This window comes from Cellulomonas hominis (assembly GCF_014201095.1).
In the GTDB taxonomy this organism is placed as follows: Bacteria; Actinomycetota; Actinomycetes; order Actinomycetales; family Cellulomonadaceae; genus Cellulomonas; species Cellulomonas hominis.
Genome location: NZ_JACHDN010000001.1, coordinates 223,358 through 246,750, shown reverse-complemented (window position 1 = coordinate 246,750; position 23,393 = coordinate 223,358). Strand labels below are relative to the sequence as shown.

Genomic DNA, 23,393 nt, shown 5'->3' with positions numbered 1-23,393 from the left:
CCGAGGGTGCGGGGCCGCGGTCGTGTCAGTGCCGGAACTGCGCCACGCGGGTCGTGAGCTCCTCGGCCATGCGAGCGAGGTCGGCGATCGACTCGCCCATCCGGCCGAGCTCCTCGGTGCTGCCCGCGGCCGCGTCGGCCACCCCGGTGATCGTCGCGGCGATCTCACCGGACCCGGTCGCGGCGTCCCCGACGGACCGGGTCATCTCCGACGTCGTCGCGGTCTGCTCCTCGACGGCGGACGCGATCGTCGTCTGGTAGTCGTCGATCCGGGCGATGATCTGCCCGATCTCCCCGATCGCGGCGACGGCCCCGTCGGTGTCGGCCTGGATGGCCTCGACGCGGCGCGCGATGTCCTCGGTCGCCTTCGCGGTCTCCTGGGCCAGCTCCTTGACCTCGCCGGCCACGACGGCGAAGCCCTTGCCCGCCTCGCCGGCCCGGGCTGCCTCGATCGTCGCGTTGAGGGCGAGCAGGTTGGTCTGCTCGGCGATGCTCGTGATGACCTTGACCACGTTGCCGATCTCGGCCGAGGACGTGCCGAGCCGGGTGACCTGCTCGTTGGTCCGGGCGGCCACCGCGGTCGCCTGCCCGGCCACGCCGGCTGCCTCGGAGGCGTTGCGGGCGATCTCCCGGATGCTCGCGCCCATCTGCTCGGCGCCGGCGGCCACGGTGTGCACGTCGCGGTTCACCTGCTCGGCGGCTCCGGCGACGACGCCCGCCTGCTCGGAGGTCCGGTCGGCCGTGGACACCACCTGGTGCGCGGACCGGTCCAGCCGGCCGGCGGCCTGGGCGACCGTCTGCGCGGTCCCGACGATGCCGGACACCGTCTCGCGCAGCGCCGCGGTGGCGTGGTCGAGCGCGGCGGCGGTGCGGCCGATCTCGTCGGCGCCGGTGACGCCGCTGGTCACCGTGAGATCGCCGCCTGCCAGGGCCTGAGCGGCGTCGGCCACCCGGTTCAGCCGCCGGCTGAGGCGCCGCGCCACCACCACGCCGGTCACGGCCGGCAGGACCGCGGCGATCGCGAGCGCCGCGAACTCGAGCTGCACGCTGCGGTCGCCGGCCGCGGTCGCCGCCCGGGCGGCCTCCTCGGCGGTGCTCGCCTGGGCGTCGATGAGCTCGTCCACCCGGTTCGCCGCCTCCCGTGCGGCGGTGTCCGCGCCCTGGCTGGAGCCGGCGAGGTCGCGGTACATGCCGAGCGCCTCGCGGACGTCCGCGGCGATCGAGGTGAGCTCGTCGGTGAGGTCGGGCATCGCCGTGTACTCGTCGAGCGCGGCGAGGGCTCGCCGATCGCGGCGCCCCGGTCGTCGGCCAGCGCGGACGCGCGGAACGGGTCCCCGTCCTCCTGCGCGGCGCGCATGTCGCTGCCGATGGCCTGGGCGCCGCTGAGGTGCGACGCCACCTGGCTGGCGAGCACCAGCCCGGCGACGTGGTCGGCGTACATCTGCTCGGTCCGGGCGGTGCTCTGCCACAGCGTGAGGATCGAGATCCAGCCCAGGAGGCCGGTCATGGCGACCGCGGTCGACACGGTCAGCAGGATCTTCCCCGTGAAGCCCATCCCGCGCCGCCGCGGGGCCGGCTGCGGCTCCACCGCCGCCGTCGCCTCGTCCGGTTCCGTCGCGATCGTCGCCGTCATCGTCGGCCTCTCGTCGTGCCACCGCGGCCGTCCTCGCCCGCGTCGGACGTCGTCGGACGTCCCGCCTCCCTGTCGAGCGGGTGACGCGCGGTCTGAGCGGACGGGCGACGGGTCACCCGGACGGGCCCGTGTCGACCGGCGCATCCGGGTGGTGAGCGGTTCGGGCGGGTGAACCGCCTCCCGCGGACGGGGGAGTGCGGGAGACGGGAGTCGAACCCGCACGCCCTTCCGGGCACCAGGACCTAAACCTGGCGTGGCTGCCGTTACACCACTCCCGCGCGCTGGCTACTGTGCCAGACGCCGGCGCTCAGTCGATGCCGAGGTCGCGCCGCAGCTTGGCGACGTGGCCGGTGGCCTTGACGTTGTACTGCGCGAGCTCGACGGTGCCCTCGGGGTCGACGACGACGGTCGAGCGGATCACGCCCGTGACGGTCTTCCCGTACAGGGACTTCTCGCCCCACGCGCCCCAGGCCTCGAGCACGGCCTTGTCGGGGTCGGACGCGAGCGGGAAGGTCAGGTCCTCGGCCTCGGCGAACCGGGCGAGCGCGGGCACGGCGTCCGGGGAGACGCCCACGACGCGGTAGCCGTGCGCCTGCAGCGACGCCAGCGAGTCCCGGAAGTCGCAGGCCTGCTTGGTGCAGCCCGGCGTGCCGGCGGCCGGGTAGAAGTACACGACCACGTGCTGCCCCCGGAGGTCCGACAGGGTGACGGAGCCGCCGTCGGCCGTCGGGAGGGTGAAGTCGGGGGCGGTGTCGCCGGCGGCGAGGCGGGGCATGGCGTCTCCTGCGTCTGCGGGTGGGGTGGGCGCCGCCAGCGTACGTCGCACCGCCGACGCAGTACCGTCGGGCGGGTGAGTGCACAGCGCCCCGAGACCCCCGCCGCCCGCCCCGAGCTGCCCATCCGGATGCTCAACGACCGCCTGCTGGTGCAGCTCGACCAGGACGCGTCCGAGCGCCGGTCCACGGCGGGCATCGTCATCCCGGCGACGGCCGCGGTCGGCAAGCGGCTGACCTGGGGCGCCGTCGTCGCGGTCGGCCAGCACGTCCGCCAGGTGACCGTCGGGGACCGGGTGCTGTTCGACCCGGACGAGCGCGCCGAGGTCGAGCTGGAGGCCCGGACCTACCTGCTGCTCCGCGAGAAGGACGTGCACGCGGTGGCCGAGCCGCGCGGCGACGGGCAGGGCACCGGGCTGTACCTCTGAGCAGGCACGACCCGCCGTCCCGGCACTGTTGCGCGCCCGCGGGACGGGTGTTCCCATGGTCGCCAGGAACGAGCTCGGGGGAGTGGACGTGAGGGACGACGAGGCGCGGCCGGACCGGGGCGAGGGTGCCGGCGAGCCTGCGGCGCAGGAGGACGCGGCGGCGGTCGTGATGGACCTGCTGGCGGAGCACGTGCCGCTGACCCTGCTGGCGGACCTGGCCGTGGCCGAGCCGCGGTCGGACGCCATCCTCGAGTCCGAGGGGCTGCCGGAGGACGCCTGGTGGGAGGACGACGCCGCCCCCGCGCGCCCCGAGCCCCGCGCGGAGGACGACGTCCCCGCCGACCCCGACGCCGCCGTGGACCCGCACCCGGCGTGACGTGCGCCACTGCGGGGCCGTGGAGGGCGGATCGGATTCGCGTTCCGGGCGGGGGCGGTGCTAGCGTTCTCAATCGCGCGCCATTAGCTCAATTGGCAGAGCAGCTGACTCTTAATCAGCGGGTTCGGGGTTCGAGTCCCTGATGGCGCACAGCGGGAGGCCCCGGCCGGTGGAGACACCAGCCGGGGCCTTCGTCGTTTTCGCCCCCGCCGCCGCATCCCCTGCCGCTACGCTGGGGCGCACTCGTGTGCGGGAGCGCTCCCACACCCGCTGACCTCGAAGGAGAGCGTCCGGTGTCGTCCCTGTCCCGTCCCCCCGTCCCCGCCGGCGCGCGCTTCGCCGGCCCCGTCCTCGACCGCCGGACCGCCCTGGGTCTCGGCGCGGCCGCCGCCGGCGCGGTGCTGCTCGGCGGCTGCTCGTCCACCCCCGCCCCCGACCCGGCACCGAGCGCCTGGGCGCCCCCGTCGGCGCCCCTGACCTTTCCCGCGGGATACACCTGGGGCGCGGCGACGTCGGCCTTCCAGGTGGAGGGCTCCACCACCGCGGACGGCCGCGGCCCGTCCGTGTGGGACACCTTCTGCGCCACCCCCGGCAAGATCCGCTCGGGCGCCACCGGCGACCCCGGCGCCGACGTCTACCGGCGGTGGGCCGACGACATCCGGCTCATGACGGAGCTCGGGATCGGGTCCTACCGGTTCTCGGTGTCCTGGCCGCGCGTGCAGCCGACGGGCTCCGGCGACGTGAACCAGGTCGGGCTCGACTGGTACCGCCGGTTCGTCGACGGGCTCGTCGACGCGGGCATCCGGCCGGCCATCACGCTGTTCCACTGGGACCTGCCGCAGGCGCTGCAGGACGCCGGGGGCTGGGCGGTCCGGGACACGGCGCAGCGGTTCGCCGACTACGCCGGGATCATGGTTGACGCCCTCGGCGACACCGGGGCGGACTGGTTCACCATCAACGAGCCGAAGACCCACGCCTACGTCGGCCACTGGTACGGCGCGCACGCGCCCGGCCTGAAGAACCCGCAGACCGCCGTCACGGCGGTGCACCACCAGCTGCTGGCGCACGGGCTCGCGGTGCAGCGGTTCCGCGACGCCGGGGCGGACGGGCGGATCGGGATCGCGCTGAACCTGCTGCCGGTGTACCCGCTGGAGGGCGCCGAGGAGGCCGCCACCCGGGTGGACGCCGCGGAGAACCGGCTGTTCCTCGACCCCGTGCTGACGGGCTCGTACCCCGACGACGCGATCGGGATCCTCGCGGGCCAGGTCCCCGCCGAGCCCAGCCGGTTCGAGGCGCTGATCGAGGACGGGGACATGGAGACCATCAGCACCCCGTCGGACCTGCTCGCGATCCAGTACTACGGCGTCACCGGCGTGGCGACCACCGGCGCGCAGGTGACCATCCACCCGACGTCGGCGGCGTCCTGGCAGCAGATCTGGCCCGAGGGCCTCTACGACCTGCTGACCCGGCTGCGCGACGAGTACCCCGCGATCCCGCTGCTGCTCACGGAGAACGGCATCCCGGACGAGTCCGCGGCGCTCACCACCGACGACCCCTACCGGACCGAGTACCTGCGCACGCACTTCCAGCAGGCCGCGCGGGCCGTCGCCGACGGGGTGCCGCTCGAGGCGCACTACGTGTGGTCGTTCCTCGACAACTTCGAGTGGGGCGAGGGGTACGAGCAGCGCTGGGGCATCGTCGGCGTCGACTTCGACACCCAGGAGCGCACGCCCAAGGACAGCTTCCGCTTCTACCAGCAGGTCATCGCGGACAACGCCGTCCCGCCGGCCTCCTGACGCCGGGACGCCAGGATCCGTCGGCGCACGGGCGCCCCGAGCCGGCGGATCCTGCGGTCTCGGTGAGCCGGGGTTCGTCAGTCCGCGTCGGGGGTGCGGGCGCGGCCGGCGCGGGCGCGGACGTCGTCCGCGAGCTGCTGGGCCTGGGCGTGGACGAGCAGGCGCAGCACCTCGTACCGCCGCGCCACCTCGGCGTCGGTCGCGTCTCCGTCACGGGCCGCGACCCACTCGCGCTTGGCGGCGCGGATGTCTGCGTCCGTGACGTCGATCCGCCACTCGTCCGGTTCCATGGGACAAAGGTCCCACCGGCAGGAGGGTCGGCACAGGGGAACGGGGCAGTTTCACCCGGGTGTGGTCCGGCGACGGCTCAGTTCACCTGATCGCCGTCCGACGCGCGCTGGTCGTCCTGCCCGTCGACATGCCGTCCCGCCGACCTGCCGTCCCGCCGCCGGCAGGCCACGATGGAGCGACCGCGCACCCCAAGAACGGAGCGAGCACATGAGCGAGGACAGCCAGCAGCCCGGGTCTGGCGACCCGGGGGCCGTCACGTACGACGTCGTGGTGGTCGGCGCCGGGGCCGTGGGCGAGAACGCCGCCGACCGGGCGGGGCGGCTCGGCCTCTCGGTCGCCGTCGTCGAGCACGAGCTCGTCGGCGGCGAGTGCTCCTACTGGGCCTGCATGCCCTCCAAGGCGCTGCTGCGCCCCGGCGCGGTCCTCGCGGCCGCGCGTGCGGTCCCGGGCGCCGCCGAGCTGGTGTCCGGGACGCCGGACCCGCAGCAGGTGCTCGCCCGGCGCGACGAGTTCACGTCGCACTGGGACGACCACGGCCAGGTCGAGTGGCTCGACTCCACCGGCATCGCGCTGCTCCGCGGCACGGCGCGGTTCACCGGCGCGCGGACGCTGCTGGTCGAGACCGAGGACGGAGACGTCCGGGTGACCGCGCGGCACGCGGTCGTCCTCGCGACCGGGAGCGAGCCGGTGATCCCGCCGGTCCCCGGCCTCGCGGAGGCGCAGCCGTGGACCTCCCGGGAGGCCACGGCCGTGAAGGACGTGCCCGCGCGGCTCGCGATCCTCGGCGGCGGCGTGGTCGGTGTCGAGATGGCCGTCGCCTACCGCGACCTCGGCGCCGAGGTGACGCTGCTGGTGCGCGGCGACCGCGTGCTCACGGGCTCCGAGCCGTTCGCGGCCGACGAGGTGGCGACCGGCCTGCGCGACCTCGGCGTCGACCTCCGGTTCGGCACCTCCGCGACGTCGGTGCGCCGCGACGAGGCCGGCGTGCACCTGAGCGTGACGGGGCCGCAGGGGGACGACGAGGTGCACGCCGACGAGGTGCTGGTCGCGACCGGACGGCGTCCGCGGACGACCGACCTCGGGCTGGAGGTGCTGGGGCTGGAGCCCGGCGCGGCGCTCGCTGTCGACGACGCGCTGCAGGTGCCCGGCGTCGACGGGGGCTGGTTGTTCGCCGTCGGGGACGTCACGGGACGCACCGCGACCACCCACCAGGGGAAGTACGACGCCCGGGTGGCCGGCGACGTGGTGGCGGCGCGGTACTCGGGCGACGACGCGGCTGCCGGGTCCGAGACCGGTGCGCGGCCGTGGACCCGGTACCGGGCCAGCGCCGACGCGGCCGCCGTGCCGCAGGTCGTGTTCACCCGGCCCGAGGTCGCCTGGGTGGGCCGGACCGAGCGGGAGGCGCGGGACGCGGGGATCGGCGTGCGCACGGTGCAGTACGCGATCGGGTCCGTGGCGGGGGCGTCGGTCGCGGCCGACGGGTACGCCGGGACGGCGCAGCTCGTGCTGGACGACGCGCGGGGCGTGATCGTCGGGGCGACGTTCACCGGGCCGGACGCCGCGGAGCTGATGCACGCCGCGACCGTCGCCGTCGTGGGGGAGGTGCCGCTGGACCGCCTGTGGCACGCGGTGCCGGCGTACCCGACGGTGAGCGAGGTCTGGCTGCGGCTGCTGGAGTCGGCGGGGCTGTAGGGCCGCGCCCGGGCCTCGGACGCGAGGACGGGGCGGGCCGGGCGCGGAGTGGTCCCCGTCCGGCCCGCCCCGTCGTCGTGGTGCGGGAGCCGCGCTCGGCGTCAGCTCGCGAGCGAGCCGTCGCTCGACAGCACCAGCCCGATCGAGGCCTCGCCCTGCCGCACCGCGTCGCCGATCAGGCCGAAGTCGTACGACCGGAACTCGGTGAACGTCAGCCCGTAGGTCTCCTCGAGGCCCGGCTGGCAGAACGGCCGCTCCGGGCACTCCGCCGGCCCGGCCAGCACCAGGCCGCCGCCGCACGCCGTCGCGAGGTCGGACAGCGTGGCGACGTCGTGCTCCTCGGCGAACGCCGACGTGACGGCGAACGCGTTCTGGTCCTGCGCCGCGGAGACCGCGCCGAACGTCAGGCCCGCGTCCGTGCCGAGCGTCGTCAGGGCCTCGACGGTCGCGTCGGGGTCGGAGCTGGCAACCGGCTCGGCGTCCGGCCCGTTGGCGCTCGTGTTGAGGAACTCCGCCAGCGTCGCCGCGTACTCGGGCGTGAGCGTGATCTGGCCGCTCTGCAGGGCCGGCAGGTAGGTCTCGCGGTTGCCGATGGTCTGCACCTCGGCGGTGTACCCGGCGGAGCGCAGCACGGCGGCGTAGATCTCGCCGAGCGTCGCGCTCTCGGAGAAGTTCGCGGCGCCGACGACGACGCTCTTCCCGGTCCCCGCCGACGTGTCGGCCGCGGCCAGGCCCTCGTCCTCGACGAACTGGGCGGCGGCCTCGGAGGAGGTCTGCCGGTCGATGTCGACGGCCTTGTTCAGCGCGATGAGCTTGTCCGTGTCCAGGGCCTCGGAGACCGTGTCCAGGAGCGGGATCAGGCCCGGGTCGGCCTGGGCGGCCGCCGCGTTGACGGCCGGGATGACGTTGTCGGCGTTCTGCAGGCCCTGGTCGTCCTCGAGGACGACGAGCTGGTCGCCCGCCACCGGCTCGCAGACCGCGCCGGAGGCGTCGCCGCCCGAGGTCGGGTCCGCGGTGCCGCCGCCCGAGCCGGGGTCGCCGCACGCCGCGACGAGGAGCAGGATCCCGGCCGCCGCGGCGGGGAGGGTGGTTCGACGGAGGTTCATGTGCGTTCCTCTGTTCTCGGGGTGTCGGGCACACGGACGGGATCGCGCCGCTCATGGAACCGGCGATCCGGGGGGTCGGCAACCGCTGCGGCCGACGACGGGCGCCGGCGCCGGGCGGCCGCGCGCATCGGCGCGGGGGTCAGGGCGCGCTGCACGAGCGCGAGCACGGCCTCGACGACCAGGCAGAGCCCGGCGACCAGCACGGCCCCGGCGACCACCTGGCCGTACCGCTGCAGGGCCATGCCCTGCACGATGATCGAGCCCAGGCTGGTGCCACCGACCAGGGCGGCCAGGGGGACCGTCGCCAGCACCTGCGTGGTGGCGGTCCGCAGCCCGGCGCCGACCAGCGGCAGCGCGAGCGGCAGCTCGACGAGCGCGAGTGACCGCGCGCCGGACATGCCCACGCCGCGGGCGGCGTCGCGCACGTCGCCGTCGACCTCCATCAGCCCGGTGAACGTGTTGCTGAGGATGGGCGGCACGGCGAACACCGCCACCGCGAGCACGGTCGCCGTGGCGCCGAACAGCCCGGTCGACGCGAAGATCGTCAGCAGCGCGAACGTCGGCAGGGCGCGCGAGGTGTTCGAGAGCACGACCGTGAGCGCGCCGCCGCGCCGCCGGTGGCCGAGCCAGATGCCGGTCGGCAGGCCCACCAGCGCGGCGAGCAGCACGGCCAGCCCGCTGATCCGCAGGTGCTCCGCGGTGAGCGCGAGCACGCCGTCCCGGCCGGTCCAGTTCAGCGGGTCGTTGAGCCACGCGACCGCGTCCTGCAGCACGTCCACCGCTCAGGCCTCCCGTCCGCGCGCCCAGGGCGTCACCGCGCGCCCGATCAGCCAGAGCACGAGGTCGAGCACCAGCGCGAGCGCGAGGCACAGCAGCGTCGCCGTGAGGATCTCCGCGTGGTACTTGTTGTTGCGGAAGCCGCGGAACATGAGGTTGCCCAGCCCGCCGTACCCGACGACGACGCCGACGGTGACGAGGGCGACCGTGGTCACCGTGGCGAGCCTGATGCCCGTGATGATCGCCGGCAGCGCGTTCGGCAGCTCGACGGTCAGCAGCAGCCGCAGCCGGCCGTACCCGAGGCCCCGGGCCGCGTCCCGCACGCTCTCGTCGACGCCGCCGAGCCCGACCAGCACGTTCCGGACGAGCACGAGCAGCGCGTAGACGACCAGCCCGACGAGGACCGGCGTCCGGCCGATCCCGGTCCAGGGCACGAGCACCGTGAACAGCGCGAGCGACGGGATCGTGTACAGCACGCCGGTGGTGCCGACGATCGGCGCGGCCAGCCGGGGCCGCAGGTGCGCGAGCATGCCGAGCGGCAGCGCCACGGCGCAGGCGATGAGCACCGCCTGGACGGTCAGGCTCGCGTGCTGCTCCAGCGCCCGGCTGATGTCGCCCCAGTTCCGCTGCACGTAGTCCCAGGACAGCCACGGGTTCGCGGCCGGGTCGCCCGCCACGGTGGCGAGCGCGCCGGTGGCGGCCGAGGTCAGGGGTCCTGTCACCCGCTCGACGCTACCGGCCACCACCGACACGCGCGGCCCGGCGTGTGTCGGTGGCCGCGGGTAGCGTCGTCGCCATGGCGACGGCGATCGGGTTCGAGCACGTGCGCAAGGAGTACCCGGACGGGACGGTGGCCGTCGGCGACCTCTCGCTCGAGGTGCAGGAGCACGAGCTGCTCGCGCTCGTCGGGCCCTCGGGGTGCGGCAAGTCGACGACGCTGCGGCTGGCGAACCGCCTGGTCGAGCCGTCGTCGGGCCGCATCCTGCTCGACGGCGAGGACGTCACCGACGTCGACGCCGTCGCGCTGCGCCGGCGGATCGGCTACGTCATCCAGAACGTCGGCCTGTTCCCGCACCGCACCGTCGAGCAGAACGTCGGCACCGTCCCGCGGCTGCTCGGCTGGGACCGTGCCCGCACCCGCGCGCGGACCGGGGAGCTGCTCGAGCTCGTCGGGCTGGAGCCCGGCCGGTACGCCCGCCGCTACCCGCACGAGCTGTCGGGCGGCGAGCGGCAGCGCGTCGGCGTGGCCCGGGCGCTGGCGACCGACCCGCCCGTGCTGCTCATGGACGAGCCGTTCGGCGCGGTCGACCCCGTCGGCCGGCGGCGGCTGCAGGGGGAGTTCCGCCGGATCCAGCAGGAGCTCGGCACGACGGTGATGCTCGTCACGCACGACGTGGACGAGGCCGTGCGGCTCGCCGACCGCGTCGCGGTGCTGAGCCGGGGCGGCCGGCTCGAGCAGCTCTCCGACCCGGTCCGGCTGCTGGCCGCGCCCGCGAGCGCCGCCGTCGCCGACCTCGTCGGCACCGGGGCCGGGGTCCGGCTGCTCGCGCTCGGCGCCGTCGAGCGCCGCGACCTGCGGCCGGCCGGGGGAGCGCCCGCCCCCGACGCGTCGACGCTGCGCGTCGGCGACCCCCTGGATGCCGCGTTCGCCGCCCTGGCCGCCGAGCCGTCGGGGCGCGTGCCCGTCCGGGACGGCGGCGCGGTGGTGGGGGAGCTCGACGCCGCGGGCCTGCTCGCCGCGCTGCACCGCCTCGTGGACGACGCGCAGGAGCGGGGGCCGGCCGTCGCCGAACCGGAGCCGTCCGCCGGGGCGCGTGGGTAGTCTGCCCAGGGTGAGCACACGGATCGCCCTGGCCACCTGCGCCGCCCTGCCGGACCTCGACCCCGACGACGCGCCGCTCGTGGCGGCGCTCCGCGACCGGGGACTCGAGGTGGAGTCGCCCGTGTGGAACGCGGGCGACGTCGACTGGTCCTCGTACGACGCGGTCGTCGTCCGCTCCACCTGGGACTACACCGAGCACGCCCGCGACTTCCGCTGGTGGACCCAGCGGGTCGGCCAGGCGACGCGGCTGATCAACCCCGCCCAGGTGCTCACCTGGAACATCGACAAGATCTACCAGCGCGCCATGGAGGCGGCCGGGCTGCCGATCGTCCCGACCATCTGGATGGACCCGGCGCGCAACTTCAACGCCCGCGCGATCCACACCCGGTTCCCGGCGTTCGGCGACTTCGTCATCAAGCCGACGATCAGCGCCGGCTCGCGCGACACCGGGCGGTACGACGCCAGCCAGACCCCGTCCCGCGCGCTGGCCATCCAGCACGTGAAGCGCCTGCTCGACCAGGGCCGGCACGTCATGGTGCAGCGGTACCTGCGCGAGGTCGACACGGTGGGCGAGACGGCGCTGGTCTACTTCGACGGCGAGCTCAGCCACGCGGTCCGCAAGGCGCCGCTGCTCGAGGGCCCGTACCGCGAGGGCACGATGGACGGCGTGCTCTACAAGGAGGAGGTCATGACGGCCCGCGAGCCCTCCGCGGCGGAGCTGGCCGTCGGGCAGCGCGTGGTCGACGCGATCGGCTCGCTCATCACCGGCGTCGAGCAGCCCCTCGCGTACACGCGCGTGGACCTCATCCCGGACGACGAGGGCAACCCGGTCGTCCTCGAGCTCGAGCTGATCGAGCCCAGCTTCTTCTTCGCGCAGGCCCCGGGCGCGGTCGACCGCTTCGCGGACGCGATCCTCAAGCGCCTCTGACGACCCCGGGCGGGCGCGAGGTCGGCGGTTGCGCCCGAGGTCGTCGGTTTCGCACCCCGTCGCGCGGGCGCAACCGACGACCTCGGCGGGGCTCCGCCCGGCCGGGGGGCCGGGACGACGAACGGGCGCCGTACCCGAGGGGTACGACGCCCGTCCGTGCTGGGGTGCCTGAGTAGGAGGTTCGGCAACTCCGCCCCCAAGACAAAGACCCTGGTCAACCGCCTAGACCGTGGGGTCTACGAGGTCTCTCGACGTCCCCAGGATACCGCTCCGAAGGACGATCGTGGCCCTGTTGTGAGGACTGTCGAGACGGCTCAGACTTTTCTCACCGCCTCCGAGGTGGACGCCCTCGTCGGCGACTACCTGGCCGGGATGAGCGTCAAGGCGCTCGCTGAGAGGTACGGCATCCACCGCGCAACGGTGTTCTCCCACCTGCGCCGCCGCAACGTGCCGAGCCGCCGCCCGGGGCTGGGGATCGACGAGAAAGCAGAGGCAGTGCGCCTCGCCCGAGCAGGTGTCTCGATGCGCGCCATCGGCCGTCGGATGGGAGCGGACCGTAAGGCCGTACGCGCAGCACTGGTCGAGGCGGGACTCATCGTGGACGAGGCGCGATGACTCGTAGCTGCGGTTCCGAATTGCTGATCCGTCGGTAGCGCTCGGCGCACCTCGTCGGTAACGAGCGCCGAGAGGAACCGATGATGACCAGCTTGGGTGATGTCGCGAGCGACGAGCGCACCGCGAGGATGGTGCTGTCCATGCTGGTCGAGCCCAATGACCCTGTGACAGGTCGCATCCTGTCCAGGCTGGGAGCAGTCGAGACGCTTTGGCTCGCTGAGCGTGACGGTGCGGTGGTGGGGCTGAGCCCCGTGGACGCGGAAGTCTGGCGCGACCACCTCAGCGTGCCAGGTGCGAATGAACTGGCCGCGCGTGTCGACCAGGTGCAGCAATCAGGCGTTCGAGCGCTCATCCCAGGCGATAGAGAGTGGCCCACCGCAGTCGACGATCTTGGTGAAGTCGCCCCCCACGTGCTGTGGACCCGCGGTGCGTCATCCTTCCTCTCGCGTCCGGTGAGCGATCTCGTCACGATCACCGGCGCTCGGGCATGCACCTCCTACGGAGAGTATGTTGCCCGGGAGCTCGCCAGTTCCGTTGCCGCCGACGAACGGGTTGTCGTCGCGGGAGGTGCCTACGGGATCGAAGGCGCGTCTCACCAGGCCGCGCTCGCCGCAGGTGGCGACACGATCGCCATCCTCGCCAACGGAGTTGATCGCCCGTACCCTGTCGGCCATCGCGACCTGCTCGATTGCGTCGCCGATGTCGGCCTTCTCGTTAGCGAGGTTCCGCCCGGTGCCGTTCCAACCCGACACCGGGTCATCGCCCGCGCCCGACTGATGGCTGCGCTGTCCTCCGCGTCGGTCATCGTCGAGGCGGGCGCTCGATCTGGCTCGCTGCTGGTTGCCCAGCGAGCCGGCGAGCTCGGCCGACGTGTCGGTGCCGTCCCCGGTCCAGTCACGAGCGCTGTGAGTGTGGGACCGCATCGTCTGCTGCGCAATGGCATCAAATCCTTGGTGGCGGACACTTCGGATCTTGCCAGGTTGGTGGAACGAGACCAGACGCCGCGAGTAGGGCTCGACATGGAGCTCGTCCGCCCTTCTTCGCCCGCTCGGACGCGCACGCTGTAGCGCGCCGGTCAGCGGTGGACGCCGGAGCCTGAACTCAGCGAGAGCTTCGAGTGAGCTCACCCAGTGGCACATCCTCGGAGAGCTCCTGCCGCTGCGCGCGGTACTCACGGGCGCGAGCCCTTACGAGGAGAACGACGCTCACTGGGCCGATGGCCATCATCTTGAGAGCGTTCCAGAGGCAGACCAGCACGACGAGGTGGAGCCATCCTGGGCCGCCGTTCTCGATGAGTGTGGTGCACCAGAAGGCGATGGCCAGGTAGGGACCGGCCAGGAGCATCGCGGGGACGCCCCACTTCAGTCCCTTCCTCGTGCGGATCAGATCGAGCAGGATGTTGCTCGGCATGTAGCAACGCAGGAAGTAGCGAACCTCGGCGCTGGCTGTCGGGCCCGTCGGCGTAGGAGGCGCATGGCGTTGATGATGACGATGAGGACGGATGCTTCGTGGACGAGCATGCCGATAGCCATTGTGACGCCGCCGAAGAGGACGCCGACGAGCAGCAGGGTGACGGTGATCATGGCGATGGTGATGTTCTGGCGCATGTTGTTGACGGTGCGTTTGGCCAGCGATATCGCTTCGGGGAGTTTGAGCAGGTCGTCGCCCATGAGGGCGATGTCGGCGGTCTCGACGGCGACGGCTGATCCGGCGGCGCCCATGGCTACACCGATGTTGGCGGTGGCCAGGGCGGGGGCATCGTTGACGCCGTCGCCGACCATAGCCACGGTGTGTCCGCGGCGTTGCAGCGCGGCGACGGCGTCGAGTTTGTCCTCGGGCAGCAGACCGGCGTGGACCTCGTCGATGCCGGTCGCGGTGGCCACGGCGTGGGCGACCTGGGGGGCGTCGCCGGTGAGCATGACGACGGTGCGCACGCCAGAGTGGTGCAGGCGGTCGACCATCGCTGCGGCATCGGTCCGCAGAGCGTCGGCGACGGCAATGACGCCTGCGACGGTGTCGTCGATGGCGACGATCATCGGTGTCTGCCCGGCGGCGGCGAGTTCTTCGGCGACGCGGGTTGCTTGGAGGGTGTCAGGCAGGTCGTAGTGCTCCAGCAGCGCGGCGTTGCCGATCAGGACCCGGTGCTGGCCGGCGGTGGCGGCGATGCCCTTGCCGGGCACGGGCTCGGTGTGGTCGGCGAGCCCGACCGGGGCGACGCCGGCGTCGGCCGCGGCGTCCAGGATCGGGCGGGCGAGGGGGTGTTCGGAGCCGGCCTCGGCGAGCGCGGCCCATCGCAGGACGCCGGTGCGGTCGAGGGCTGGATTGAGCACGATGACGTCGGTGAGCTGGGGTCGGCCTTCGGTGAGGGTCCCGGTCTTATCGACCGCGACGGTGTCGATCTTGGCTGAGGTCTCCAGGAACTCCCCGCCCTTGATGAGGATGCCGTCCCGGGCGGCGCGGCCGATCCCGGCGACGATCGAGACCGGGATGGAGATCACCAGGGCGCCGGGGCAGCCGATGACCAGCAGGGTCAGCGCCAGCACGACGTCGGAGGTGATCAGGCCGACGGCGAGTGCGCCGACCATGATGGCGGGGGTGTACCAGGCTGAGAAGCGGTCCATGAATTGGGCGGTGCGGGCCTTGGCGTCCTGGGCCTCCTCGACCCGGTGGATGATCCTGGCCAGGGTGGTGTCGGCCCCGACGCCGGTGGCAAGCACCTGCAAGAAGCCGCTACGGGAGACGGTGCCGGCGAAGACGTGATCGGCCTCGGACTTCTCCACCGGGATCGATTCGCCGGTGATCGAGGCCTCGTCGATGCTCCCGGTGCCGGCCACGACCTCGCCGTCGACGGGGACCTTGGCGCCGTTCTTGACCAGCACGATCTCGCCCATCGCGACCTCATTGGCAGGGACTTCGACCTGATGGCCGTCCCGCAGCACGACCGCCGCATCGGGAGCAACGGCCACCAGCTCGGCCAATGCTGAACGTGTCTTGTTCAGCGTGGCCGCTTCTAGTGCGTGGCCGACGGCGAACAGGAAGGTGACGGCCGCAGCCTCCCAGTACTCGCCGATGATGATCGCTCCGATCGCGGCCACGCTGACCAGCAGGTCGATCCCGATCGCGCGAGTGAGCAGGGCGCGGGTGGCCTTGATGACGATGGGGGTGCCTGCAACGGCTGCCGCAGCCACCATCAGCGCATTCACGAGGAGCTGCTGGTCGAACAGCCGCTCGGCCAGGATGAAGACGACGATCAGCAGTCCCGAGACGCCGGGGATCGCCCAGCGGCGGTGCAGGAGTGCGGTCAGTGTTCTCATGGTGGTTTCCTTCGCGTTCTTGGGTGGCGGTTCACTTCGGATCGATGGGTGTCGGCGCCCAGGGGTATCCGTAGGCGCCGACTTCGGGATCAGGGCTGGGCTAGAAGGTGGCCGGTCGTGCCACGTAGCCGGCCTTGGCCACCGCAGCCACCAAGTCCTCGACGCTCGCCAGCGCCGGATCGTGGTCGACCTCAATGCGAGCCGAGGCGAAGTGCACCTTCACCGCCGACACGCCGTCCAAGCGCCCCACCTGCTTCTCGATCTTGGCCACGCACGAGGGGCAGGAGAAGCCCTCGGCCCGCAGGACGGTGCGTGTGGAAGAAGCGTTCGTCGTCATGATCATCATCCCTTTCGATGACGGTTCCGCCCGGAGTTGGGCTGGTACTCATGACGCTACGAACGGTCCGGCAGGGTCACCATGACGCAGATCAAGTAACCGCAGATTCCTCCCAGGATCGGGTTCATCGTGCTCCGGGTGAACTCGGCGAGTCGTCTGAGACCGCTCGGTTGGCGGAGGGTTCTGCATCCACACGCACCCACGCGTGCAGCCGCACTGACCTCAGTTGTGCATGAGAAGGGTCGGGTGTCCGACCGGAGATGGTCAGGCGTCGCGCAGCGAGTGGAGGGCCTTGGGGTCGCGAACGGCGATCCATCGTCGGCCCGAGTCGATCAGGCCCTCTCGTCGCCACCCGCTCAACAGCCGGCTGACCGACTCAGGCGCAGCGCCGGTCATCGAGGCCAAATCCTCACGTGTCAGCGGCACATCGAGCAGGGTGCCGCCGTCCCAGGGGCGGCCCATCTTGTCCGCGATCAGCAGCAGCATGGCCGCTAGGCGCTGCTCCAACGGTGCGCCCGCCAACAGATGGACCGCCTGTTGTGCCTGGCTCAACCTGCGGGAGACACCCCTGAGGGTGGCCCTGGCCACGGCGGGGAACCTCTCCATGATCGCGTCGAAGTCATGAGCCTCTAGGCCCAACAGGCACGAGGCGGAGACCGCCCAGGCGGTGTCTGAGTAGACGTCCTCGCCCAACGCGGGAACAGCACCGAGGAAGTCGCCCGGAGCGCACAGGTCGAGGATCGTCTCGCGGCCATCGAGGGCTGGGCGTACCGCCTTGACGGCCCCCGTGGCCACGACATACATCCTTGTCGCCGATGCTCCGGCGTGATACACGACCGCTCCAGCCTCAAAGGCATGAGCCTGACAGCGCCGATCGACCTGGGCGATATCGTGAACGTCCAGGTCCGCGAACAACGGCACACGTGCCAGCATCCGCAACCGCACGCCCGGTGTGCAGACATGAGGGTCGGCGGTGGGGACCACCAAGGGTGTGCTTCGTCTCTGTGCCACCTCGGCCCCCTTTCGTCTGTCTCAAGGCTAGAGCAGGCCCCGGATCAGCCGGACGCCACGCGGCGCGGGTCCCCGCAAGCACGTGCAGGCAGTCGTCACGGGAAGGTCGTGAACCGCCCCGGGTTCAGCGGAGGCTCGGTTCTCTGGTTTCGGCCGTCACGACGGCCGGGTTCTGACGGTAGTGGTTCATCTCGTGCTCGGCGGGTGGGATGTCGCCGAGCTCGGTGTGCAGGCGACGGTTGTTGAACCAGTCGACCCACTCCAGGGTCGCGATCTCGACGTCGTCCAGGGTCCGCCACGGGCCGCGGCGACGGATCAGCTCGGTCTTGAACAGCCCGATCGTGGACTCGGCGAGGGCGTTGTCGTAGGCGTCCGCGACGGTCCCGATCGACGCGCGGATCCCGAGGGCCGCGAGGCGCTCGGTCAGCGCCAGGCTGACGTACTGAGACCCGGCATCGCTGTGGTGGATCAACCCGGTCAGGTCCGTGATCCCGGCCCGGCCGCGGGCCCAGGTCGCCATCTCGAGGGTGTCGGTGACCAGGGCGGCGCGCATGTTCGTGTCGGCCTTCCAGCCCACGATCATCCGGGAGAACACGTCGATCACGAACGCGACATAGGCGAACCCGGACCAGGTGCGGACGTAGGTGAAGTCCGCGACCCACAACTCGTTCGGTGCCGTCGCGCTGAACGCCCGGTTGACCAGGTCACCTGCCCGGATCCCGTCCTTGCCCGGGATCGTGGTGCGCTTCGACCGGCCGCGGACCACCCCGTGCAGGCCGCCGGCACGCATGAGCCGCTCGACGGTGCATCGGGCGACGGTGTGCCCGAGCCGGTGCAGGTGCTTCCACATCTTCCTGGCCCCGTAGACGCCGTAGTTCGCGGCGTGCTCGACCGCGATCACTTCGCTCAGCGCGGCGTCGGTCACCGATCGCACCGAGGGCGGGCGGGACTTGGCGGCGTAGTACGTGCTCGGGGCGACCTGCAGCTGGACGCAGATCGGCTCGACCCCGAACTCGGCACGGTGGGTGTCGATGAACTCGACTACCTGGGTGACGGGCGGTCGAGCTCCGCCGCGAAGAAAGCCGACGCGCTCCGCAAGATCGCGTTCGCCCGCCTCAGCTCCCGGTTCTCCCGCTCCAGCTCGGCCAGCCGCTGCGCGTCGCTGGTCGTGGTCCCGGGCCGGTCGCCGGCGTCGATCTCGACCTGGTTGACTCACCCGCGCAGCGTCTCTGGATTGATCCCGAGCTGCTCACCGATCCGCCGGCACGCCGCCGGACGAGTCACCGGGTCCTTCTTCGCGTCCAGCACGAGCCGGACCGCGCGCTCACGCAGCTCGTCCGGATACTTCCTCGGTGCAGCCATGACCCTCATCCTCCGTGGGTTGAGAGCCTCCATGGAAGCCGGGGCGGTTCAGGACGAGGCGACTGCACCCGGCAAGCGATGCTGATCGAGCAGGTCGAACGGCTCATCGAGCGCTTCTACGCCAAGGTGCAGCTCGACCCGGAAACGATCGAGGCGGTCTCGGCGATGATTCACGCCCGGTTCGACGAGATGATGGCCGAAGGCGCCGCCGAACTCGCCGACCTCGCGTCCCGGAGAACCCAGCTCGAAGGCGAGCAGCAGAAGCTGCTCCAAGCCCACTACGCCGGCGCCATCCCACTCGACCTCCTCAAGCGCGAGCAGGACCGGATCACCGCCTCGTTGGAGACCATCGAACACAGGATCAGCGCGCACCACGGCCACTACACGGCTGCGCGAGAGAACCTCGACGACTCCCTGAAACTGCTGTCCAACGCCGCCGACATCTACGAGCACGCCGACGACGCGAACCGTCGGCTCATCAATCAGGCGCTGTTCAAGACGATCTACATCGACGAGGACAACGACGTGCGCGTCGGCTACCGCAACCCGTACGACGGGCTGAGCCTGTCCGGCCTCCATGCCGACGCCCTGAGCTGGGCCGCCGAGGCAAAGAAGATGGGCCAGGCGCGAACCGCGACCAAGGGCGGACCCTTGGTCGCAAGTTCACACCTGACCCATTTGGGGTGGCTAACGGGACTTGAACCCGCGACCTCCTGGACCACAACCAGGCGCTCTACCACCTGAGCTATAGCCACCATCGCCCGCCCCGCCCCCGGGGGGACGAGCCGTGCACGACCCCGGCGAACCGGGGCCGACGAAAAGTGTACCGGGTCTTGCGGGGTCCTCAGGACGCGGGGGTCGAGGACCGGTGCGCGGCGGCCACGGAGGTGGCCTCGACCTGCGCGGCGACGGCCTTCGCGGCCTTCGAGTCGGGACCCGGCTGCGGCACGAGCAGCGCCGCCCGGTAGTACCGGAGCTCGTCGATGGACTCGAGGATGTCGGCCAGCGCGCGGTGCCCGCCGTGCTTCTGCGGGGAGGCGAAGTAGACCCGCGGGTACCAGCGGCGGGCGAGCTCCTTGATGGAGGAGACGTCGATCACCCGGTAGTGCAGGTGGCCGACGAGCTCGGGCATGTCGCGGTCGAGGAACACCTTGTCGGTGCCGACCGAGTTGCCCGCCAGCGGCGCCTTGCCGGGCTCGGGCACCCACTGCCGCACGTAGTCGAGGACCTGGGCCTGCGCGTCGGCGAGCGTCGTGCCGGACGCGAGGGCCTCCAGCAGCCCGGATGTGGTGTGCATCGTGCGGACGAACTCGCCCATCTGGGCCAGCGCCTCGGCGGGCGGCGCGATGACGACGTCGACGCCGTCGCCGAGCACGTTCAGCTCGGAGTCGGTGACGACGGCCGCGACCTCGACGAGTGCGTCGGACACGGAGTCGAGTCCGGTCATCTCGCAGTCGATCCACACGATGCGGTCGCTGCTGCCGTTGCCGTTGCCCAGGGTGCTCACCGGATCAGGGTACGGGTGAGCCCGCCGGACCGTGGTCCGACGGGCTCACCGGTGGGTCAGCGGATCCCGGCGACCGCCGTGGTGCCCGCGAGCAGGGTGCGCAGCGACGGCTGCGTCCGGCGGGGTTCCGGGGGGCGGCCGCGGGTCCCGTCGGCCGGTCTGGCCTCGCGCCGGCGGCTCAGGCGGGCCGCCTCCAGGCGCTCGGCGTGGTCCGCCCGGATCAGGTCGAAGGTGAGGGTGGGGTGCATGGTGGTGGTCCTGTCGTGCTGCTGGGAGGGGCCTGGCCGGGCCCCGGGACGCACCGCGGTGATCCCTACGGTTCCACCGCGCACCCCGCGCGGTCACGCGATTTTCCCCTCAGCGCGCCAGGGCGAAGCCGCCGGCCCAGGTGGTCTGCTCCGACGCGGCGAGCGTCATCTGCAGGAAGCCCAGCGCCTCCAGCTCGCGCGCGCGCCGGAGCGGGCCGGCGTCGGCCGCACGCAGGCCGCCGCCCTCGACGACGCCGGCGAGCGCGGCCTTGGCGTCCGCGTCGTCGCCCGCGATCAGCACGGTGGTCGGCTGGTCGCCGACCGTCCCCGCGGCGAGGGCGCCCGCGAAGGTCGTGTTGAACGCCTTGAGCACGCGCGCCTGCGGGAGCCGGTCGGCGAGCTCGGCCGTCGCGGAGGACGCGGCCGGGACCACCAGCGCGTCGAAGGTGGCGAAGTCGACCGGGTTCGTGACGTCGACCACGACCTTGCCGGCGAACCCGTCGGCGTACCGGTCGGCGACCTCGGCGAGGGCGGGGTAGGGCAGGGCCAGCACGACGATCTCGCCCGTGACGGCGTCGCCGACGGTGCCCGGGGTGATGGCGGGGTCCACGGCGGCGGCCGCGGCGGGGTCGCGGGTCAGCACCTGGACGTCCGCGCCGGCCCTGAGTGCGATCCGCGCGACGGCGCTGCCGATGTTGCCCGCTCCGATGATCGTGACGCTGGTCATGTCCTGCTCCTCCGGTCGGTCCGCGACGGGTTGTTGTCGCTTCAACTGATTGTGCGCCTCGACGATTGAAGCGTCAACTGTTCGGGTAGGATGGGCGCCATGACCGAGGACCCGCGCTGGCTGAGCACCCGCGAGCTGCAGGCGTGGACGCGCCTGGAGGCGGTGGCGGAGCTGCTGCCCGCCGCCCTCGACCAGCAGCTGCAGCGTGACGCCGACCTGTCGCACTACGACTACCTGGTGCTCGCGAAGCTCTCCGAGGCGCCCGGCCGCACGCTGCGGATGAGCGCGCTCGCCGCGAGCACCAACGCGACCTTGCCGCGGCTGTCGCACGTCGCGGCGCGGCTCGAGGCGCGCGGCTACCTCACGCGCGCCCGCAGCGCCGACGACCGCCGCGCGACGCTGGCCGCCCTGACCGACGCGGGCTGGGCGAAGGTGGTGGCGACCGCGCCGTCGCACGTCGCCGAGGTGCGCCGCCTCGTCGTGGACCGGCTCACGCCGGAGCAGGTCGACCAGCTCGACGCGATCGCGCTCGCGGTGCTCGGGGCGCTGGACCCGGAGAACCGGCTCCAGGCGCAGAGCCCGCTCGCGGACCCCTCCGACGCGTGCGGCAACGCGGCCGGGGCGGCCTGAGCCGGAGCCGTCAGGCCGGACCGGCGGCCCGGCCCGCCCGGCGCCGGGCGCGGCGCTCGCGCCACCGGTGCCAGACGCCGAGCACCAGGGCCTTGAGCCGGTCGGTCAGCCGCCGCACGGCGGGGAACTCCGTGCCGAGGATGCCCAGGCCGAGGAAGATCATCAGCCAGCCGGGGCCCGGCAGGACGAGCAGGGCGATGCCGACGAGGACCACGGTCACACCGACCGTCGTCACGACGATCTTGTAGGTCAGCCGCAGCCACGGGGTGCGGTCCAGGCGCGCGCGCAGGCGGGCCAGCGCGCGGTGCGCACCGGTGTCGGTGCGCTCGCCGGCGGCGATCTCGGCGGCCAGGCCGTCGTCGGGCATGCGTGCTCCGGGGGGTCGGGGTCGTCAGAGAGTAGACGTCCGGGCGCGCGTGGGTGTTCCCGGGCGCCCGGTCCGGGCCGGGCGGGACCACTCAGTGCGGCACTCAGCCGGGCGGTCGGTGGCACCTAGCGCCACCCCGATCCGACCCGGTCCCGGCACTCAGGGGCCCGCGCGGCGCTCTCCTGGATGGCGCCTCCGCCGGCGGACCCTGCCCGGAGGCGTCAGCCGCCCCCACCCCGGGAGACCTGCGATGCCCCGCGCCCCTCACCTCCTCGCCGCCGTCGCGCTCGCCGCGGCCTCCGCCGTCCTCCCGGCCGCGGCGCCCGCCGTCGCGGCCGAGCCCCCCGCGGCCGGCACGGGCGTGGTCGACGAGACCTGGGGTGCCCCGGCCGACAACGACCTGTTCACCCTCTCCGCGACCCGGTGGGACGCGACCGCCGGCCTGGGCACCGCGGCGGTGGGCACGGGGGCGATGACCGTCACCGCCAAGCAGGACGTCACCTTCCGCCTGTCGAGCTGGTACACCGACCCGGAGGGCGTCACCCTGCACCTGTCCGGCGTCTGCCCGCGGTCGATCTGGAGCCAGACCGTCGCGATGCGGGCGGGGGACACCTGCGCGATGTGGCTCACCTACGGGCCGCGCGCGACGGGCGCCTGGCACTCCTACGTGACCGGCCTGACCGTGAGCGCCACCACGCCGGACGGCGCGACCGCGAGCGCGTACGCCGGCCAGACGCTCTCGGTCCAGCACGTCCTCGTCGAGCCGGAGGACCTGGGCTTCGGCGAGGTGCTCGTCGGCGACACCGCCGAGCGCGCGTTCACGATCCGCAACATCACGCCCGGCCCGGTCGAGGTCGACCTGTCCGGGTTCCGCGCCCCGTTCGCCCTGGCCGACGGCGAGCCCGGCGCGCTGGTGGTGCCGGCGGGAACGGCTGCCGCTGTCCGGCTGGTCCTGCGTCCCACCGCGCCGGGCCCGGTGTCGTCGGGCTGGGACACCCGGTTGCCGACGCACGCCGTCGGTGACGCGACCGTCGTGTCCCGGCCCTACGCGCCCCTGCGGCGCGGCGTCGGGGTCCCGCGGACCGCGGGCGTGTCCGGGGCGGCCGTCGACCTGGGCGCGGTGCCCGAGGGCACCGAGGTGTCCGCGCCGCTCGAGGTGACGAACACCGGCGTCGTGCCCGTCACGCTCAGCGCGCGGGCGGATGCCGGCGTGCGCGCGGACCTGCCGGCGGGGGCCGTCGCGCCGGGGGAGTCGGTGACGGGCACGGTCGCGTGGACCGCCGGCGCGGACGACCTGGCCGCGACCGTGCGGGTGGTGGCCGTGGACGACGCGCCCGCCGGTGTGACGGCGGCCGACCCCGCCGAGGCCCTCGTCCCGGTGACCGGGACGGTGCGGGCGGAGCCCGTCCCGCCGGGTCCCGGCCCGGTGGACCCCGAGCCGGAGCCGGCGCCCGAACCATTGCCGGCCGGCCCGGAGCCGGCGCCGCTCCCCGCGGACCCGGCGCCGGCCGCAGCGGACCCGGCGGACCCCGGGGCCGCCGTGGTCGCCTCCGGGGTCCTGGCGACCACGGGCGGCCTCGTCGGCACCGGCGCGGCCGTGCTCGCGCTGCTCGCCGGCGCGGTGCTCGTCGCGGTCCGCCGCGCCCGCGCCTGA

The 23,393-nt window shown here is 73.1% G+C and carries 25 protein-coding genes, 3 tRNA genes, 1 pseudogene and 1 other annotated feature; of the genes and pseudogenes, 11 read left to right on the top strand and 18 right to left on the bottom strand.

Annotated elements, in window-relative coordinates; translation table 11 throughout:
* Positions 1-25: 25 nt before the first annotated feature.
* The 3 genes from HNR08_RS01210 to bcp form a co-directional block, all read right to left on the bottom strand.
* Complete coding sequence (locus HNR08_RS01210; protein WP_146836274.1) at positions 26-1,249, bottom strand: methyl-accepting chemotaxis protein; 1,224 nt, start codon at positions 1,247-1,249, stop codon at positions 26-28.
* A 578-nt stretch (positions 1,250-1,827) separates the two neighbouring features.
* Positions 1,828-1,910, bottom strand: a tRNA-Leu gene (locus tag HNR08_RS01205).
* A gap of 29 nt (positions 1,911-1,939) precedes the next feature.
* Positions 1,940-2,407, bottom strand: coding sequence for a thioredoxin-dependent thiol peroxidase (gene bcp, locus HNR08_RS01200; protein WP_146836277.1), 468 nt, complete (start codon positions 2,405-2,407; stop codon positions 1,940-1,942).
* Positions 2,408-2,536: 129 nt separating this feature from the next.
* Between bcp and HNR08_RS01195 the strand changes: the two genes are divergently transcribed.
* From HNR08_RS01195 to HNR08_RS01180, 4 genes are all read left to right on the top strand, one after another.
* The gene (locus tag HNR08_RS01195) at positions 2,537-2,833 is read left to right on the top strand and encodes a GroES family chaperonin (protein WP_146836335.1); all 297 of its coding nucleotides are present in this window, start codon (positions 2,537-2,539) and stop codon (positions 2,831-2,833) included.
* 88 nt (positions 2,834-2,921) lie between these two features.
* Positions 2,922-3,209: a hypothetical protein gene (locus tag HNR08_RS01190; RefSeq protein ID WP_146836280.1), complete on the top strand. Its 288-nt coding sequence runs from the start codon at positions 2,922-2,924 to the stop codon at positions 3,207-3,209.
* 77 nt (positions 3,210-3,286) lie between these two features.
* Positions 3,287-3,359: transfer RNA gene (locus tag HNR08_RS01185), tRNA-Lys, on the top strand.
* 143 nt (positions 3,360-3,502) lie between these two features.
* A complete protein-coding gene (locus HNR08_RS01180; RefSeq protein ID WP_246803022.1) occupies positions 3,503-5,005 on the top strand; it encodes a GH1 family beta-glucosidase in 1,503 nt (500 codons plus the stop codon).
* A gap of 77 nt (positions 5,006-5,082) precedes the next feature.
* On the opposite strand, the gene HNR08_RS01175 is transcribed toward HNR08_RS01180, so the two are convergent.
* On the bottom strand, positions 5,083-5,295 hold the full coding sequence (locus tag HNR08_RS01175; protein WP_146836283.1) for a hypothetical protein: 213 nt from the start codon (positions 5,293-5,295) through the stop codon (positions 5,083-5,085).
* Between the two features lie 208 nt (positions 5,296-5,503).
* On the opposite strand from HNR08_RS01175, the gene HNR08_RS01170 reads away from it, so the two are divergent.
* The gene (locus tag HNR08_RS01170; RefSeq protein WP_146836285.1) at positions 5,504-6,988 is read left to right on the top strand and encodes a dihydrolipoyl dehydrogenase family protein; all 1,485 of its coding nucleotides are present in this window, start codon (positions 5,504-5,506) and stop codon (positions 6,986-6,988) included.
* 101 nt (positions 6,989-7,089) lie between these two features.
* Here the strand turns inward: HNR08_RS01170 and HNR08_RS01165 are convergent, their stop codons facing one another.
* From HNR08_RS01165 to HNR08_RS01155, 3 genes are read right to left on the bottom strand one after another with little or no spacing between them, the layout of a single operon-like run.
* Positions 7,090-8,094: a glycine betaine ABC transporter substrate-binding protein gene (locus HNR08_RS01165; RefSeq protein ID WP_146836288.1), complete on the bottom strand. Its 1,005-nt coding sequence runs from the start codon at positions 8,092-8,094 to the stop codon at positions 7,090-7,092.
* Positions 8,091-8,873 (bottom strand): ABC transporter permease, encoded by a 783-nt coding sequence (locus HNR08_RS01160; RefSeq protein ID WP_146836291.1) that lies wholly within the window; start codon positions 8,871-8,873, stop codon positions 8,091-8,093. The genes HNR08_RS01165 and HNR08_RS01160 overlap by 4 nt, the downstream gene beginning before the upstream one ends.
* Before the next feature lie 3 nt (positions 8,874-8,876).
* Positions 8,877-9,593, bottom strand: a complete 717-nt coding sequence (locus HNR08_RS01155) for an ABC transporter permease (protein WP_146836294.1) — start codon at positions 9,591-9,593, stop codon at positions 8,877-8,879.
* A 74-nt stretch (positions 9,594-9,667) separates the two neighbouring features.
* Between HNR08_RS01155 and HNR08_RS01150 the strand changes: the two genes are divergently transcribed.
* The 4 genes from HNR08_RS01150 (at position 9,668) to HNR08_RS01135 (ending at position 13,303) form a co-directional block, all read left to right on the top strand.
* Positions 9,668-10,693 carry an ABC transporter ATP-binding protein gene (locus HNR08_RS01150; protein WP_146836297.1) on the top strand — a complete coding sequence of 342 codons (1,026 nt, stop codon included), beginning with the start codon at positions 9,668-9,670 and terminating at the stop codon, positions 10,691-10,693.
* A gap of 10 nt (positions 10,694-10,703) precedes the next feature.
* The gene (locus tag HNR08_RS01145; protein ID WP_307724254.1) at positions 10,704-11,621 is read left to right on the top strand and encodes an ATP-grasp domain-containing protein; all 918 of its coding nucleotides are present in this window, start codon (positions 10,704-10,706) and stop codon (positions 11,619-11,621) included.
* A gap of 339 nt (positions 11,622-11,960) precedes the next feature.
* Complete coding sequence (locus tag HNR08_RS01140; RefSeq protein WP_183834726.1) at positions 11,961-12,236, top strand: hypothetical protein; 276 nt, start codon at positions 11,961-11,963, stop codon at positions 12,234-12,236.
* 80 nt (positions 12,237-12,316) lie between these two features.
* Positions 12,317-13,303, top strand: coding sequence for a DNA-processing protein DprA (locus HNR08_RS01135; protein ID WP_246803024.1), 987 nt, complete (start codon positions 12,317-12,319; stop codon positions 13,301-13,303).
* Positions 13,304-13,337: 34 nt separating this feature from the next.
* On the opposite strand, the gene HNR08_RS01130 is transcribed toward HNR08_RS01135, so the two are convergent.
* The 10 genes and pseudogenes from HNR08_RS01130 to HNR08_RS01085 all read right to left on the bottom strand — a co-directional run bounded on the left by HNR08_RS01130 (position 13,338) and on the right by HNR08_RS01085 (position 20,742).
* Positions 13,338-13,646: a hypothetical protein gene (locus HNR08_RS01130; protein ID WP_146836301.1), complete on the bottom strand. Its 309-nt coding sequence runs from the start codon at positions 13,644-13,646 to the stop codon at positions 13,338-13,340.
* Positions 13,619-15,550: a heavy metal translocating P-type ATPase gene (locus HNR08_RS01125; protein WP_146836304.1), complete on the bottom strand. Its 1,932-nt coding sequence runs from the start codon at positions 15,548-15,550 to the stop codon at positions 13,619-13,621. Before HNR08_RS01125 ends, HNR08_RS01130 begins: the two co-directional genes overlap by 28 nt.
* Before the next feature lie 100 nt (positions 15,551-15,650).
* The gene (locus HNR08_RS01120; protein ID WP_146836307.1) at positions 15,651-15,887 is read right to left on the bottom strand and encodes a heavy-metal-associated domain-containing protein; all 237 of its coding nucleotides are present in this window, start codon (positions 15,885-15,887) and stop codon (positions 15,651-15,653) included.
* 264 nt (positions 15,888-16,151) lie between these two features.
* A complete protein-coding gene (locus HNR08_RS01115) occupies positions 16,152-16,808 on the bottom strand; it encodes a Crp/Fnr family transcriptional regulator (RefSeq protein WP_221286293.1) in 657 nt (218 codons plus the stop codon).
* Positions 16,809-17,022: 214 nt separating this feature from the next.
* Positions 17,023-18,260: pseudogene (locus tag HNR08_RS01110) on the bottom strand (IS3 family transposase).
* Positions 17,869-17,982, bottom strand: a sequence feature (AL1L pseudoknot). Its footprint overlaps the pseudogene before it by 114 nt.
* 48 nt (positions 18,261-18,308) lie before the next feature.
* Positions 18,309-18,839, bottom strand: coding sequence for a hypothetical protein (locus HNR08_RS01105; RefSeq protein ID WP_183834724.1), 531 nt, complete (start codon positions 18,837-18,839; stop codon positions 18,309-18,311).
* Between the two features lie 100 nt (positions 18,840-18,939).
* A tRNA-His gene (locus tag HNR08_RS01100) sits at positions 18,940-19,015 on the bottom strand.
* A gap of 89 nt (positions 19,016-19,104) precedes the next feature.
* Entirely contained in the window at positions 19,105-19,767 is a 663-nt protein-coding gene (gene orn / locus HNR08_RS01095) for an oligoribonuclease (protein ID WP_276509380.1), read from the bottom strand.
* Between the two features lie 56 nt (positions 19,768-19,823).
* Complete coding sequence (locus HNR08_RS01090) at positions 19,824-20,015, bottom strand: hypothetical protein (protein WP_146840104.1); 192 nt, start codon at positions 20,013-20,015, stop codon at positions 19,824-19,826.
* A 109-nt stretch (positions 20,016-20,124) separates the two neighbouring features.
* Complete coding sequence (locus tag HNR08_RS01085; protein ID WP_146840102.1) at positions 20,125-20,742, bottom strand: NADPH-dependent F420 reductase; 618 nt, start codon at positions 20,740-20,742, stop codon at positions 20,125-20,127.
* 99 nt (positions 20,743-20,841) lie between these two features.
* On the opposite strand from HNR08_RS01085, the gene HNR08_RS01080 reads away from it, so the two are divergent.
* Entirely contained in the window at positions 20,842-21,372 is a 531-nt protein-coding gene (locus HNR08_RS01080) for a MarR family winged helix-turn-helix transcriptional regulator (protein ID WP_146840100.1), read from the top strand.
* A gap of 10 nt (positions 21,373-21,382) precedes the next feature.
* Here the strand turns inward: HNR08_RS01080 and HNR08_RS01075 are convergent, their stop codons facing one another.
* Complete coding sequence (locus HNR08_RS01075) at positions 21,383-21,739, bottom strand: PGPGW domain-containing protein (RefSeq protein ID WP_146840099.1); 357 nt, start codon at positions 21,737-21,739, stop codon at positions 21,383-21,385.
* A gap of 250 nt (positions 21,740-21,989) precedes the next feature.
* Here HNR08_RS01075 and HNR08_RS01070 point away from each other — a divergent pair, with 250 nt between their 5' ends.
* Complete coding sequence (locus HNR08_RS01070; RefSeq protein ID WP_183834722.1) at positions 21,990-23,393, top strand: choice-of-anchor D domain-containing protein; 1,404 nt, start codon at positions 21,990-21,992, stop codon at positions 23,391-23,393.